This window comes from Microbacterium stercoris, from assembly GCF_017592545.1.
GTDB lineage: Bacteria > Actinomycetota > Actinomycetes > Actinomycetales > Microbacteriaceae > Microbacterium > Microbacterium stercoris.
Map to the genome: position 1 here is coordinate 262,242 of NZ_JAGFOA010000004.1, position 14,664 is coordinate 276,905.

Sequence of the window (14,664 nt, forward strand, 5' to 3'; positions counted from 1 at the left end):
AGACCTCCGGCCTCCGCGGGAGCGGGCCCCATCCGATCCGGCGGGGGATAGCCTGGAGGAGACGAAAGAGGTGCCATGGCGACGAGGCCTCCCACCCAGGACATCGACGAGTCGAAGCTGCGTGTCGGCGCGCGCGAGACGAGCGCCGTCGGAGTACCGGCCGTGGTGCACGCCCTGAAGATCTCGGTCGAGCAGATGGGCCTCGTGCGCAGCGCGCAGACGCTGCTGCGCGTGAACCAGAAGGACGGTTTCGACTGCCCCGGATGCGCCTGGCCGGAGGAGGATCGCCGGCACACCGCCGAGTTCTGCGAGAACGGCGCCAAGGCTGTCGCCGAGGAGGCGACCCTACGCCGTGTGGAGCCCGAGTTCTTCGCCCGCCACAGCGTGAGCGAGCTCTCGGAGCACGATGACTACTGGCTCGGCCAGCAGGGCCGGCTCACCACGCCGATGCTGCTCGATGAGGGCGGGCCGCACTACCGCCCGATCTCGTGGGACGCGGCTCTCGGGCACATCGCGACCGCCCTGCGAGAGCTCGACGACCCGAACGAGGCCGTGTTCTACACCTCGGGGCGCACGTCGAACGAGGCGGCCTTCCTGTATCAGCTGCTGGTGCGCGGCCTCGGCACGAACAACCTGCCCGACTGCTCCAACATGTGCCACGAGTCGAGCGGGTCGGCACTGAATCAGACCATCGGCATCGGCAAGGGAACGGTGTCGATCGTCGACATCCACGAGGCCGACCTGCTGATCGTCGCGGGGCAGAACCCCGGCACGAACCATCCGCGCATGCTGAGCGCGCTCGAGAAGGCCAAGGAGCGGGGCGCGACGATCGTCGCCGTGAACCCCCTGCCGGAGGCGGGCCTGCTGCAGTTCAAGAACCCGCAGACGCCGAAGGGCGTGCTGCTGGGCGGTACGAAGCTCGCGGACGACTTCGTGCAGATCCGGCTCGGCGGCGACCAGGCCCTCTTCCAAGCCATCGGAAAGCATCTGCTCGAGGCCGAGGACCGCGAGGGCGGCGTGCTGGATCAGGCCTTCATCCGCGAGCACACCGCGGGCTTCGCCGACTACGCCGCCCACATCGTCGACATCCCCTGGGTGCAGCTCGAGGAGGCGACCGGCCTCACCGAGCCCCGTCTGCGGGAGATCGCCGAGCTCGCGCGGCGCTCGAAGGCGACGATCGTGTGCTGGGCCATGGGGCTCACACAGCACAAGCACTCGGTGCCGACGCTGCGCGAGATCGTCAACGTGCTGCTGCTGCAGGGCCACATCGGTCGCCCGGGGGCGGGCGTCTGCCCGGTGCGCGGCCACTCCAACGTGCAGGGTGATCGCACCGTGGGCATCTACGAGAAGCCCGCCGAGTCCTTCCTCTCCGCGCTCGACGAAGAGTTCGCGTTCACCTCGCCGCGCGCCCACGGCTACGACACCGTGGAGGCGATCCGCGCCATGCGCGACGGCAAGGTCAAGGTGTTTATGGGGATGGGGGGCAACTTCGTCAGCGCCACCCCGGACACGCGCGTCGTCGAGCAGGGCATGCGCAACGTCGAACTGACGGTGCAGGTGTCGACCAAGCTCAACCGCTCGCACGTTGTGCACGGGCGGCGCGCGATCATCCTGCCCACCCTCGGCCGCACCGACCGCGACCGTCGCGCCGGTGTCGACCAGCGCGTGAGTGTGGAGGACTCCATGGGCGCCGTGCACGGCTCGCGCGGTCGCCTCGCGCCGCCATCCGACGACCTGCTGAGCGAGGTGGCCATCCTGACCCGCCTCTGCGAACTCGTGTTCGCGGATCGGCCGGGCGCTCCGCGTGCCGATTGGCGCGCACTCGAGAGCGACTACGCCGGGATCCGCGCCCACATCTCACGCGTGATCCCCGGGTTCGAGGACTACGACAGGCGCATCGACAAGGGCCGTATCTTCTACCTTCCCAACGGACCGCGCGACGAGCGCCGCTTCCCGACGCACAACGGCAAGGCCAACTTCACGGCCAACGCATTGGAGTACCCGTTCATCCCGGACGGGCGCCTGCTGCTGCAGACCCTGCGCTCGCACGACCAGTACAACACCACAATCTACGGCAAGGACGACCGCTACCGCGGCATCCACGACGGGCGTCGCGTGGTGCTGATCAACGCGGCCGACATCGCCGAGTTGGGCTTCGCCGCGGGCGAGGTGGTCGACCTCGTGTCCGAGTGGCAGGGGCCGACGGGGCTCGAGGAGAGGCGGGCAGAGGCCTTCCGCCTCGTGCCGTACGACACTCCGCGCCGCAACGCCGCGGCGTACTATCCGGAGACCAACGTGTTGGTGCCCCTTGACTCGACCGCCGACGTGAGCGGCACACCGACATCCAAGGCGGTTGTGGTGCGCCTGGAGAAGCGGGTCTGATGGGCCGGATCGTCCAGCGTCGCCCCGTCGTCCGGATCTCGCTGTCGGGCGTGACATCACGCCGCCCGGATGCCCTCGCGGTCGAGGAGCCCCTCGAGATCCGCGTGGCGGGTGAGCCCCTGTCGGTGACGATGCGCACCCCGGGGCACGACGTGGAGCTGGCGGCCGGTTTCCTCGTCTCGGAGGGCGTGGTGCACCGCGGGAGCGACTTCCGCTCTGCGATCCACTGCGGAGGGCCGGGCACCGGCGGCGCCGAGAACACCTACAACGTGCTCGACGTAGCCCTGGCCCCGGGTGTGCCGGCTCCGGCTCCGCGAAACTTCTACACGACCTCCTCGTGCGGGGTATGCGGCACGGCGAGCATCGAGGCGGTGCAGAAGACCACGTCCCATTCGGCCTCGGACGATCCGATCCGCGTTCCCGCCGAGATGCTCGCGACCTTTCCGGACATCCTGCGGGCCCATCAGGCCGTCTTCGACAAGACCGGCGGACTGCACGCGGCGGGCCTGTTCGACGCCGCCACGGGCGAGCTCGTTGTGGTGCGTGAGGACGTGGGGCGTCACAACGCCGTCGACAAGGTCGTCGGGTGGGCCGTCACGAACGATCTCTTGCCCCTGCGTGGCCACGTGCTGATGGTGTCGGGGCGCGCGAGCTTCGAGCTCGTGCAGAAGGCCGCCATGGCGGGCATCCCCGTGCTCGCGGCCGTGTCCGCGCCGTCGTCGCTAGCGGTTGAGCTGGCCGAGCAGCAGGGCATCACGCTCGTCGGCTTCCTGCGGGGAGCCTCGATGAACCTCTACGCCGGCGCCGAGCGGGTTGTGGTGCCCGTCGCCCCCACGGCGATGGAGCAGGTCACACGCTGAAGGCGAGAAGAGGCCGGATCCGGTGACTCACACGAACGGGCGGCTCGCGTCGATCATCCGGCGCAGGCACACGGCGGCCGTGAGCTCGGACGCGACATCCGAGGGCACGGCGGTGGGACCCGTCGCGGTCGGCGCCGCATCGAGCACCGCGGTGTAGTCCGCGAGGGCCTGGTCGGCGGCGCGCAGCAGCTCGGCGGCGCGCTCGGTGCCCGCGGGCTCGGCGACGAGCTCGGCCACCGCATGGATCGCGGCCGTGAGCGGCTTGAGGGCGCGCTCGGGCGAGGTGCCCTCTTCGTCTGCCCGGGCGAGCACGTCGGCGAGGTCGCGGACCGAGAACACCGTGCGCTCGAGGGCATGCAGACGTCGGCTGTTGAGGTCGCGCTCTTCGATGTGCCCGCGAGCACGAGGGTTCGCCCGGCTGCTCTCGTGCGCGTCCTCGACCGCCTGCGTGACCTCCTCGACGGTGGTGCGCAGATCCGAGACGATCCCGGCTAACTGGTCCGAGCTGATCCGGTGCTGCGCCACCGCGTCGGCCACATCGTGCAGGTGCCCCGCCACCGCGTCCCGTAGATGAGACAGCCGGGCGGCGGCCTGCCGCAGATACAGCGGAGGAAACAGCACGAGGTTCACCAGCAGCCCGACGGCGACGCCGAAGGCCATCGTCACGATGTAGGAGAGCGAGAACTCCTCGGGGGTCGCACCTCCCAGCAGCAGCACGAACAAGCCGGCCATCGCGACCCAGTCGCGACCCGCGCCGAGCGATGCGATGCCGCCGAGCCAGACGCCGACGCCGACCACGAGAGCCAGGGCGACGATTCCCGGCGCGCCGAGCCAGGTGACCGCGATGCCGCCGAAGCCCAGCGCGATGCCGACGGCGAGCCCCACCAGCGTCTGCATTCCCGAGCGCGCGGAACCCGCGAGCGTGGGGTACATGCTCACGAGCACACCGAGCGGCGCGTAGTACGAGTAGTCGTCCTCTGCGAGCGGCACGTAGGGCGCCAGGTACCACGCGAGGGCGGCGGCGATGGCCGTGCGCAGGGCGAGAGCGATCCGCGGGCCCTCGAGCAGGCCGCGCAGACGGGGGAGCCGGATCCGCCGGGCCGTCATCCGCATGCGCTCCGGTTCAGACCGCCAGCTCCGCGCGCCAACGCGTGAGGTAGGCCGCGGTGATGTCGTCTTCGGCGTGGTTCTCGCCGAAGGTCGGCACCTCGCGCAGCACTGGGAAGGCGGTTTCGCGGTCCGCTCCCGAGGGGCGCACGTCGAGGTGGGTGGCCTCGTAGCCGTTGTCGTGCAGCCAGGCAGCCATGTCGTAGTCGCCGTTCGAGTCGCCGGCGGTGAACCAGCGGTGCGGCACCTCCATCCGCTCGGTGACGAGAGCGATGGCGCGCTCGGCGCCGCGGGCCTTGCCGGCCGCGCGGTGCTCGAGATCGATCGAGATGATCGTCGGCACCGTGTAGAAGCTGTCCTGCAGGCCGAGCCGGGCGATGGCGTCGTCGAGCTGCGCGGTGACCTCGGGCTGGCGGGCGAGGTAATCGGCGTTCGTGACGTCGAGGTTCTGCTCGAGGGACACCATCGTGCGCTTCGTGTCGTCCCAGAACATGAGGTCGAGGTGCTGGTCGTTGATCTCCCGGCACAGGGCGGTGAGCTCAGCGGGCACGGCGATGGTCTCGTCGATCTGCAGCTCGCCGATCTCGCCGTCGGTCACCGAGAACCACGTGGCGCCCTTCTCGCCGATGCCCCAGACCGGCGCATCGCCGGCGAGGCCGGCCTCGACGAGCCCGGGGATGACCTGCTCCGCGAGGAACCGATCCGACCGGCCCGTGTTGAAGACGACGGGGCAGCCGGCGTTCGCGATCGCGACGAGATCGGCCGCGATCGAGGGCACGCGCAGCGAGCGCGTGACGGTGCTGGCCAGGGGGCCGTCGACGTCGAGGAGCAGGCCGAAAGCGGGGGAGGTCATGCCTCTATCCTGTCCGACCTGGCGCCGTCGTGCGCACAGCCTCGGGCGACGGTGAGAGAACTCGCCGCGGATACGGAGGGTCCCGCGCCGCGGATGGGTCAGTCCTCGAGCGCGGCCCGGGCCTCGTCAAGCGCCGCGCGGGCGGCGCTCGAGGTGTCGTCCGCCTCCTCCACGCGCGCGGCGAGTCCCCGCAGCTTGTCCTCAGCGGCGTTGATGGTGTGCTCCGCCTCCGCCGTCTGTCTGCGCAGTTCGTCGAGGCGCGAGCGTGCGTCGTCACGCTGATGCTCGAGGTCGGCGACCTGCCTGTGCACGGTCTCCTGCTCACGCTCCGCGCGCTCGAGGTCCTTCTCCGCCGCGCGCACGGCCCGCTCCGCATTGCGACGGGCACGTCGTGCCGCGAGCTCGTCGACCTGCGGCTCGCGCGCGGACGATCCGTCGGGGGCGGGGCCGGCCACCGCACCATCGAGATCGACGGGGTCGAAGCCCACGACCTCGAGCCCGCGGATGAGTCGCCCCGAGGTCACGGCGGCGGCGGCGTTCGCGTCGGCCATCGCCGCCTGAAGCGTCTGCGACACCTCGTCGAGAACCGACGACGGGGCGTTGACGCCCCTCGCCTCGGCGAGGGCGGCGCCCTCCCGGGCCAACGCCGCGGTGAGCGCGCGGCGGTCTCGGGTGAGCTGGGTGAGGGTGGCGGCATCCAGATCCTGCTGCGCATCCCGCAGCTCGGCACCGAGCTCCAGCACCTCCCCGAGTCGCGCGGCGCGATGGCGCACCAGCTGCCCCACGATCCACGCTGCCGCGGAGGCGCGCTTGAGCGCTGTGATGCGCGTGGCGAGGGCCGGGTCGTCGCTCTTGGCGGCCTTGGCCCGTGCGTTGCGCTCGGCGGTGAACGACGCAGGCGCGAGGTCATACAGCTCCCAGGCGACGTCGACGAGCGGATCGGATGCCATACGCCGATCCTGCCGCACGGCGTGTCCGCTAGGGTCGCGACGTGCGCCCGGATCCGTCCTCGTCCCGTTCTCGACGGGCCGCCGTGGTGGCCGCGGCGATCCTCGTCGTCGCGGCCGGTCTCGCCGTGAGCGAGCTCGCCCCCGCCGGTTTCCTCTCCGACGCTGCGGGCGACGCGCTCTACGCCGCCCTGATCTATCTGCTCGCCGCGTTCCTCGTTCCGCGTGCCGCCCCGTGGAAGCCGGCGGCCGGCGCGCTCGCGTGGTGCACGGCGATCGAGCTCTTCCAACTCACCGGGCTGCCCGAGGTCTAGGGCGCGGCCTGGCGCCCGCTGATGCTGGTCTTCGGCAACGTCTTCGCTGTCACGGACCTGCTCTTCTACGCGCTCGGAGTCGCGGTGGCCTGTGCGGTCGACGCGGCTGTCGGCGTGCGCAGACGAGGAGAGATCCGCTCCTGAGGAGAGGATCAGGCCAGCGGATCCGGGAGTCGGGATATCTCCTCACGAAGCGGCGCCAAGCGGCGCCAGTCGTCGCCAAGCGGCGCCAGCGGCGCGAGGGACGCGACCGCGCCCGCCCGGACGGATCCGGACGGGCGCGGCGAGCGTAACGTCAGGCGCGCGCGGCGCGACGGGCGGCCTGCTCGACCGGATCCGGCACCGGCAGCGACGCGATGAGGCGGCGCGTGTAGTCGTCCTGCGGGTTGCCGAGCACCTCAGCGGTGGCGCCCGAAGCCGCGATGCGCCCCTGGTGCAGCACGACCACCCGGTGTGCGAGCAGATCCACGACCGCGAGATCGTGCGTGATGAACAGCGCCGCGAACCCGAAGCGCTCCTGCAGCTCGGTGAACAGGTCGAGCACCTTCGCCTGCACCGACACGTCGAGCGCCGAGGTCGGCTCGTCCGCGATGAGCAGCTTCGGATCGAGCGCGAGAGCGCGTGCCAGCGACGCGCGCTGTCGCTGCCCGCCCGAGAGCTCGTGCGGGAAGCGATCGCCGAAGGCCTTCGGCAGCTGCACCGCCTCGAGCAGCTCGTCGACCCGGTCACGGGCCTCGGCGGCGTTGCGCGCCAGTCCGTGAACGATCAGCGGCTCGGCCACGCACTGCGCGATGGTCAGCAGCGGATTGAAGCTCGACGCCGGATCCTGGAACACGAACCCGAGATCGCGGCGCTTCGCCCGGAACTCGCGCTCCCTCATGCCGCGCATCTCGTGGCCGAGCACCCTCAGCGATCCGCCTGTCACGGGCGCGAGGCCCGCGATCGCACGGCCGATGGTGGTCTTGCCCGATCCGGACTCGCCGACCAGACCCAGCACCTCGCCGGGCCGGATCTCGAAGTCGACCGCCTGTACGGCTTTGAAGGCCTTCTTGCCCAGACGCCCCGGGTACTCGATCTCGAGCCCCGTGGCCGCGACGACGGGTTCCGCCGACGCGTCTCCGGTGAACGGGCGGTCCGCGATCTCCAGCCGTGGCACGGCGCCGAGCAGTCTCTTCGTGTACTCGTGCTGAGGAGCCGCGAACAGCTGGGTCGCCGGAGCCGTCTCGACGATGTCGCCGAGGTACATCACGGCCACGCGGTCGGCCAGGTCGGCGACCACGCCCATGTTGTGCGTGATGAGCAGGATCGCCGTGCCGAACTCGTCGCGCGCCAGGCGCAGCAGGTCCAGGATCTCCGCCTGGACGGTGACATCCAGCGCGGTCGTCGGCTCGTCCGCGATGATGACCGCCGGCTCGAGCGCGAGTGCCTGCGCGATGACGATGCGCTGCTTCTGGCCACCCGAGAACTGGTGCGGGTAGTCGTCCACGCGCTTCTCGGGCTCGGGGATGCCGACCTTGCGCAGGATCTCGATCGCTTTCGTGCGTGCGTCGCGCTTCGAGATGCTGCTGTGTGCGCGCAGGCCCTCCGCGATCTGCCATCCCACGGTGAACACTGGGTTGAGCGCCGTCATGGGCTCCTGGAAGATCATGGCCGCCTCGCTGCCGCGCAGCTCCCGCAGGCGCGGGCCCGTGAGCGGAACGATGTCGGTGCCGTTGAGCACCACGGCGCCCTCGATGCGAGCGGTCTCGGGCAGCAGGCCCAGGATCGTGCGCGCCGTGACGGTCTTGCCCGATCCGGACTCGCCGACGACCGCGAGCACCTCGCCCGGACGCACGTCCAGGTCGATGCCCTTGACCGCCGCGACGTCGCCGCCGTCGGTGGCGAAGGTGATCCGCAGATCCCGGATGTCGACGGCGAGCTTGCCGGTGTCGATGCTCATCACAGCACCTCTCCCATGTCCTGTCGGGCGATCGGCGTGGTCGCCGCGGCGGCGTCGGCCGGAGTGGTCGCCTTGGCGCGCCGGCGTGTGCGCAGACGCGGGTCGGCGAGGTCGTTGAGGCTCTCGCCCACCAGGGTGATGCCCAGCACCACGAGCACGATGGCCGCGCCGGGGAAGACCGACGTCCACCAGATGCCGCTCGTGACGTCGGCGATGGACCGGTTGAGGTCGTAGCCCCACTCCGCCGCCTTGGTGGGCTGGATGCCGAAGCCGAGGAACCCGAGCCCTGCGAGCGTGAGGATCGCCTCGGACGCGTTGAGCGTGAAGATCAGCGGCAGGATGCGGGTCGCGTTGCGCAGCACGTGACGGAACATCACACGACCCGTCGAGGCGCCGATCACCTGAGCGGACTCCACGAAGGCCTCGGCCTTGATCCGGATCGTCTCGGCGCGGATTACCCGGAAGTACTGCGGGATGAAGACCACGGTGATCGAGATGGAGGCGGCGAGCACACCGCCGAACAGATCGGACTGGCCGCCCGTGATGACGATGGCCGCGACGATCGCGAGCAGCAGGGTCGGGAAGGCGAACACGGCATCCGCGATGACGACGAGCACGCGGTCGATCCAGCCGCCGAAGTAGCCGGAGACCAGACCCAGCAGGATGCCCGCGAAGATCGACAGGACGACCGCGATCACGATGACGAGCAGCGCCGTCTGCGTTCCCCAGATCACTCGGGAGAGCACGTCGAAGCCGCCGACGGTCGTGCCCAGCAGATGGTCGCCGCTCGGAGGCTGCTGTGCGCCGAAGCGCTCACCGCCCGCCTGGAGCTGAGCGAAACCGTACGGGGCCAGCAGCGGGGCGAAGAGCGCGGTCACGAGGAACACACCGCAGATCACCAGACCCGCGGTGAGCATTCCTCGCTGCAGTCCGACCGACTGGCGGTACTGGTGGACGATGGGCAGGCGCCGCAGGAGCGCGCGCACCTTGCCGCCGGTGGTGGGGGCGTCGGTGGTGGTGGTCATGTCAGTACCTCACCCGGGGGTCGATCAGGGCCGCGATGATGTCGACCACGAAGTTGGTGACCGCGACGATCACGGCGAGCAGTGCGACGATGCCCTGCACGGCGACGAAATCGCGCGCGCCCAGGTAGTGCGAGAGCTGGAACCCGAGACCCTGCCACTCGAAGGTGGTCTCGGTCAGCACGGCCCCACCCAGCAGCATGGCGATCTGCATGCCGATCACCGTGATGATCGGGATGAGCGCCGGCTTGTAGGCGTGCTTGCTGACGAGGCGCACCTCGCCGATGCCGCGCGAGCGGGCCGCGTCGATGTAGGGCATGGACAGCGTGCCGATGACGTTGGTGCGCACGAGACGCAGGAACACGCCCGCGGTCAGCAGGCCGAGCGCGATGCCCGGCAGCAGGGCGTGCGAGAGCACGTCGCCGATGGCGGTGGCGGAGCCGGATCGGATCGCGTCGATCAGGTAGATGCCCGTCGGGTCCTCGAGTCGACCGAGTGCGATCTCGACGCGCGGCGATGCGCGGCCCGAGGTCGGAAGCACCCCCAGCCACACCGAGAAGATCAGCTTGAGCAGCAGGCCGGCGAAGAAGACCGGCGTCGCGTAGCAGAGGATCGCGAACACCCGCAGTACGGCGTCGCCCCAGCGGTCGCGCACCGCGGCGGCGATCATGCCGAGCGGGATGCCCACGATGAAGGCGATCAGCAGGGCGTAGATGGCGAGCTCGAGGGTCGCCCCGCCATACCGCAGCAGCAGCTCGGCGACCGGCTGGTTGTCGGTGATCGTGGTGCCGAAGTTGCCGGTCAGGATCTGGCCGAGGTACTCGAAGTACTGCACGATGAGCGGCCGGTCATAGCCGGCGGCGTGGATGCGCTCGGCGAGCTGGTCGGCCGGCAGCCGACCGCCGAGGGCCGCGGTGAGCGGGTCGCCCGTGAGGCGCATGAAGAGGAACACCGTGGTCACCAGGATGAACACGGTCGGGAAGATCAGCAGGAACCGGATCAGGATGTACCGACCCAGCGAGCCGCCCGATCGCGAGCGGCGCGCGGCGCCGGTCGATGCGGGGGCCGGATCAGCGGTGAGGGCTGTCACGACGGGATGTCCTTCGGGTGGAGAGGGCGGAGCATGAGGAAGGGGCGGTCTCGGGTTGAGACCGCCCCTTCCGAGTGCGTCAGCGCGTCAGCGGCGCGAAGCGCAGCTTGAACGACGCGTCGAGGACGACGCCCTCGATGTCGGACTGCGACACGAGCGTCTGGGCGCCCTGGAGCAGCGGCACGGTCGAGAGGTCCGCGGCCACCTTGGCCTGGATGTCCTCGATCATGGCGGTGCGCTCGGCGGCATCCGGGGTCACGGCCTGCTTCAGGATCAGGTCGTTCACCTCGGGGTTGTCGTAGTGGTTGCCGAGGAAGTTCTCCTTGAGGAAGAACGGCGCGAGGTAGTTGTCGGCGTCCGAGTAGTCCGGGAACCAGCCGAGCTGGTAGGCGGGGTACACGTCGGCGGTGCGGTCCTTGGAGTACTGCACCCACTCCGTCGACTTCAGGTCGACGTCGAACAGGCCGTCGGCCTCGAGCTGCTGCTCGACGAGGGCGTACTCGTCACCCGACGAGGGGCCGTAGTGGTCGGGGCTGAACTGCAGGCTCAACTTGACCGGGGTCGCGACGCCGGCGGCGTCGAGCAGCTCCTTGGCCTTGGCGGCATCGGGGCCGCCCTCACCGTCGCCGTAGAGACCCTTGAGCGCGTCGGTGGCGCCGGCGAAGCCCTCGGGCACGTACGAGTACAGCGGCGTGTAGGTGCCGTTGTAGACCTGGTCGCTGATCGCCTCGCGGTCGACCAGCGACGCGACCGCCTGGCGCACGGCGAGCGCCTTGGCCGGGTCGGCCTCGGGCGTCGTGGCGCCGAACGGCTGCGTGTTGAAGTTGAAGACGATGTAGCGGATCTCGCCGCCCGGGCCCTCGTGGACCGTGAGCTCCTCGTCGCCCTGCAGATCGGCGATGTCGGTCGGCGCGAGGCTGCGGTATGCGACGTCCACGTCGCCCTGCTGCACGCCGAGCTTGAGGTTCGACGACTCGGAGTAGTAGCTGAGGATCACGCCGTCGTTCGCCGGCGCGTCGAGCAGACCCTTGTACTCGGGGTTCGGGGTGAACTCGACCGTCTCGTTGAACTTGTACGAGCTGATCGTGTAGGGGCCGCCGAAGGCGTTCGCGTCGACGATGTCCTTGTCGGGGGTGATGGCGTCGGCCGAGAAGGTCTCCTCATCGACGATGGCACCCGGGAAGCTCGTCAGGATGAACGGGAAGACCTGATCGTTCTCCGTCTTGAGCGTGAAGACCACCGTGGTGTCGTCGGGGGTCTCGACCGACTCGAGGTTGTACAGCAGCGACGAGGCGCCGTTCGGGTCGGCGATCTTGAGGTTGCGGTCGAACGAGAACTTGACGTCGCTCGAGGTGAGCTCGTTGCCGTTCGCCCACTTCAGGCCCTCGGGAAGGGTGACCGTGTACTCGGTGGGCGAGGTGAACTCGGCCGACTCGGCGAGGTCGGGCACGACATCGGTCTCGTTGTAGTTCGTGTTGACGAGGTACGGGAAGACCTGCGTCTGCACGGCGAGCGAGCCGTTGTCGTAGGAGCCGGCGGGGTCGAGCGTGGTGACCTTGTCGGTGGTGCCGACGAGGATCAGGTTGTCGCCGCCGGACGCGTTGCCGTCGCCATCGCCGCCGCCGCTGGCGCAGCCCGCGAGGGTGAGCGCCGCGACCGCCGGGACGACAGCGACGAGCGCGAGACGGCGCCTGTTGCTGGTGGTGCCCATGGGGTGCCTCTTTCTAGAAGCGGATCACACGTCGCTGTGGTGACCGGTGATCCGGGGGGGATTGCGCCGGTGGGGATGGCGCGATGCGGCCCATGCTTACACATGGATCAGGGAATGGACGTGTCCGCCGCTCAGAATCGACCGTTCTGATCACGAATCCGGCGTGTCGCCGATCAGACTGTTACATGCCGGACACATCCTGCGGACGCTTCGCCCCGATTCAGGACGTCGGCGACGTCGGGCGCCACGCGTCGAGGATGCGTGCGCGCAGCTCGTTGCCGCGCTCGGCGAAGACGCGCTGACGGCGCACGTAGGTGGCCTTGCCCTCGGGCGTCTCGATGCGCACCGGCTCGATGCCCCAGGCACTCAGATCGTAGGGCGCGGCCTCCATGTCGAGCTGCCGGATGTCACGCGCCAACTCGAACGCGTCCAGCAGCAGCTCGCCCGGCACGAGTGGGCCGAGCTTGACGGCCCACTTGTAGACATCCATGCCCGCGTGCAGGCAGCCGGGCTGATCCATCTCGGGTTGCCGGTCGCGCGTGGGCGCCATCGCGTTGCGGGGCGCCGCGTCGGGGGTGAAGAAGCGGAACGCGTCGAAGTGCGAGCACTTGAGCTCGTGGCTGTCGACGACCGCGTCCGTGTCGGCTTGCCCCAGGCGCAGGGGCACGGGGTGCCGGTGCTCGTCCTGGCGGTACACCATGGCCCACTCGTGCAGGCCGAAGCAGTCGAAGCGCCCCGGGCGTTCCGCCGTGCGGCGCAGCATGATCTCGATGAGGCGGGCGAGCGGCGCCTTCTCCGCGGCGAAAGCGGCGGCATCCACCCTGAGAGATCCGGGATCGGACCCCGGCGCATACCAGCGCCAGCCGGCGCGGGCAGAGTCGGCGGCATCGGCGAGCTCGGAGCGCGCGCCCGGATGCCAGCGACGCAGGATCGCCGGCTTGTAGCCGTAGTACGTGAAGAGGAAGTCCCACACGGGGTGCTTCTCGCCGCGCGCCGCGCGTTCACGATGCGCGGCGGTCAGGGCATCGGCCCGGGCCTCATGGGCTTCCTCTCGGGCGTGCCAGACGGCGGGCGCGAGACGGACGGCCGGCGACGCCTCGAGCGTCGACATGATCAGCGGTCGAGCACCGCGCGCATCGCGCGGGACAGGTACCAGGGATCCACCACGGCGGTGAGCTCGCGCGCCGAGTGCATGGACAGGATGGGCACGCCGACATCGACGGTGCGGATGCCGAGGCGCGTGGCGGTGATCGGCCCGATGGTCGAGCCGCAGGGCATCGCATTGTTCGACACGAACTCCTGGGTGGGGACACCGGCGCTCTCGCAGGCGGCGTTCCACGCCGCGGCTCCGTGCGCATCGGTCGCGTACTTCTGGCTGGCGTTGATCTTCAGGATCGGCCCGCCGCCCGCCACCGGCTTGTTGACCGGGTCGTGGCGCTCGGGGTAGTTGGGGTGGATCGCGTGGCCCACGTCGCTCGAGATGTGCAGCGAGGCCGCGAACGCCTGCGCGCGCTGGCCCGCATCGGCGCCCAGAGCGGAGGAGATGCGCAGAAGCACGTCCTCCAGGAAGGGGCCGGCGGCGCCCGAGCGCGATCCCGACCCGATCTCCTCGTGGTCGAAGCTCGCGAACACGGCGATCGAGCGCTCGGGTTCGACCTCGAGCTGGGCGACGAGCCCGGCGTGGGTGGACAGCAGGTTGTCGAGGCGGCCGGAGGCGAAGAGCTCGCCGGCGGCCCCGAGCGTGCGCGGCTCCTGCGTGTCGGCGACCACGATGTCGTAGCCGCCGATGTCCGCCGCGCGGATGCCGGCCTGGTCGCCGAGCAGCTGCAGGATGTCGGCGTCGAACGGATCGCCCAGTCCCCACACCGGCTGCGTGTGGCGCTGCTTGTCGAGTGCCAGGCCGTCGTTCACGCCCCGGTCGAGGTGGATCGCGAGCTGGGGGATCCGCATGAGCGGACCCGTGCGCACGATGTGCTCCTCACCCGCGAGAGTGACGAGACGGCCGGCGAGCTCGAGCTCGCGATCGAGCCATGAGTTCAGGAGCGGGCCGCCGTAGACCTCGACTCCGAGCTGCCACCACTCACCGGGGCCGAGGGTCGTGGGCTTGGGCTTGAGCTTGAAGCCGGGGGAGTCGGTGTGGGCTCCGACGATCGTGAACGCCGTGGTGCCGTCGGCGCTGTCGGGGAGCGAGAAGACCACGGCCGATCCATCGCGCACCACGACATAGCGGCCGCCGGGCGCGATGCTCCAGGCCTCGGTCTCGATCAGCCTGGTGCAGCCGGCGCTCTCGGCACGACGCGCGATCTCGGCGGCCGCGTGGAACGACGACGGCGAGGCCATGACGAACGCGGCGAGATCCTCGATGTGGGCGCGGGCGTCGGCGGGAACACGATCGGAGGTCATGGCATCCAGTATCGCCCGCCGCCCTGACCGAGAGCC

Annotated in this window: 13 protein-coding genes; 4 read left to right on the plus strand and 9 right to left on the minus strand. The window is 70.2% G+C overall.

Annotated elements, in window-relative coordinates; translation table 11 throughout:
* Window positions 1–75 precede the first annotated feature (75 nt).
* Window positions 76–2,382 carry an FdhF/YdeP family oxidoreductase gene (locus tag J5V96_RS11440; protein ID WP_208503873.1) on the plus strand — a complete coding sequence of 769 codons (2,307 nt, stop codon included), beginning with the start codon at window positions 76–78 and terminating at the stop codon, window positions 2,380–2,382.
* Window positions 2,382–3,242: a formate dehydrogenase accessory sulfurtransferase FdhD gene (gene fdhD / locus J5V96_RS11445; RefSeq protein WP_208503874.1), complete on the plus strand. Its 861-nt coding sequence runs from the start codon at window positions 2,382–2,384 to the stop codon at window positions 3,240–3,242. The genes J5V96_RS11440 and fdhD overlap by 1 nt, the downstream gene beginning before the upstream one ends.
* Before the next feature lie 27 nt (window positions 3,243–3,269).
* Here the strand turns inward: fdhD and J5V96_RS11450 are convergent, their stop codons facing one another.
* The 3 genes from J5V96_RS11450 to J5V96_RS11460 all read right to left on the minus strand — a co-directional run bounded on the left by J5V96_RS11450 (window position 3,270) and on the right by J5V96_RS11460 (window position 6,152).
* Window positions 3,270–4,355 (minus strand): FUSC family protein, encoded by a 1,086-nt coding sequence (locus J5V96_RS11450; protein WP_236014754.1) that lies wholly within the window; start codon window positions 4,353–4,355, stop codon window positions 3,270–3,272.
* A gap of 10 nt (window positions 4,356–4,365) precedes the next feature.
* Window positions 4,366–5,202 carry a hypothetical protein gene (locus tag J5V96_RS11455; RefSeq protein ID WP_208503876.1) on the minus strand — a complete coding sequence of 279 codons (837 nt, stop codon included), beginning with the start codon at window positions 5,200–5,202 and terminating at the stop codon, window positions 4,366–4,368.
* A gap of 98 nt (window positions 5,203–5,300) precedes the next feature.
* Window positions 5,301–6,152 (minus strand): transposase, encoded by an 852-nt coding sequence (locus J5V96_RS11460; RefSeq protein WP_208503878.1) that lies wholly within the window; start codon window positions 6,150–6,152, stop codon window positions 5,301–5,303.
* A 41-nt stretch (window positions 6,153–6,193) separates the two neighbouring features.
* Between J5V96_RS11460 and J5V96_RS17420 the strand changes: the two genes are divergently transcribed.
* Together J5V96_RS17420 and J5V96_RS17295 are read left to right on the plus strand one after the other, a co-directional pair.
* Window positions 6,194–6,463: a ribosomal maturation YjgA family protein gene (locus J5V96_RS17420; protein ID WP_208503880.1), complete on the plus strand. Its 270-nt coding sequence runs from the start codon at window positions 6,194–6,196 to the stop codon at window positions 6,461–6,463.
* A gap of 21 nt (window positions 6,464–6,484) precedes the next feature.
* Window positions 6,485–6,607 carry a hypothetical protein gene (locus tag J5V96_RS17295; protein WP_268927592.1) on the plus strand — a complete coding sequence of 41 codons (123 nt, stop codon included), beginning with the start codon at window positions 6,485–6,487 and terminating at the stop codon, window positions 6,605–6,607.
* 151 nt (window positions 6,608–6,758) lie between these two features.
* Here the strand turns inward: J5V96_RS17295 and J5V96_RS11470 are convergent, their stop codons facing one another.
* The 6 genes from J5V96_RS11470 to J5V96_RS11495 all read right to left on the minus strand — a co-directional run bounded on the left by J5V96_RS11470 (window position 6,759) and on the right by J5V96_RS11495 (window position 14,628).
* Window positions 6,759–8,402 (minus strand): ABC transporter ATP-binding protein, encoded by a 1,644-nt coding sequence (locus J5V96_RS11470; RefSeq protein ID WP_208503882.1) that lies wholly within the window; start codon window positions 8,400–8,402, stop codon window positions 6,759–6,761.
* Entirely contained in the window at window positions 8,402–9,427 is a 1,026-nt protein-coding gene (locus J5V96_RS11475; RefSeq protein ID WP_208503884.1) for an ABC transporter permease, read from the minus strand. Before J5V96_RS11475 ends, J5V96_RS11470 begins: the two co-directional genes overlap by 1 nt.
* A gap of 1 nt (window position 9,428) precedes the next feature.
* Complete coding sequence (locus J5V96_RS11480; protein ID WP_208503885.1) at window positions 9,429–10,514, minus strand: ABC transporter permease; 1,086 nt, start codon at window positions 10,512–10,514, stop codon at window positions 9,429–9,431.
* Between the two features lie 79 nt (window positions 10,515–10,593).
* The gene (locus J5V96_RS11485; RefSeq protein WP_208503887.1) at window positions 10,594–12,225 is read right to left on the minus strand and encodes an ABC transporter substrate-binding protein; all 1,632 of its coding nucleotides are present in this window, start codon (window positions 12,223–12,225) and stop codon (window positions 10,594–10,596) included.
* Window positions 12,226–12,445: 220 nt separating this feature from the next.
* Window positions 12,446–13,336 carry a 3-methyladenine DNA glycosylase gene (locus J5V96_RS11490; RefSeq protein WP_208503889.1) on the minus strand — a complete coding sequence of 297 codons (891 nt, stop codon included), beginning with the start codon at window positions 13,334–13,336 and terminating at the stop codon, window positions 12,446–12,448.
* Between the two features lie 2 nt (window positions 13,337–13,338).
* Window positions 13,339–14,628 (minus strand): M18 family aminopeptidase, encoded by a 1,290-nt coding sequence (locus J5V96_RS11495; RefSeq protein ID WP_208503891.1) that lies wholly within the window; start codon window positions 14,626–14,628, stop codon window positions 13,339–13,341.
* Window positions 14,629–14,664: the final 36 nt, after the last annotated feature.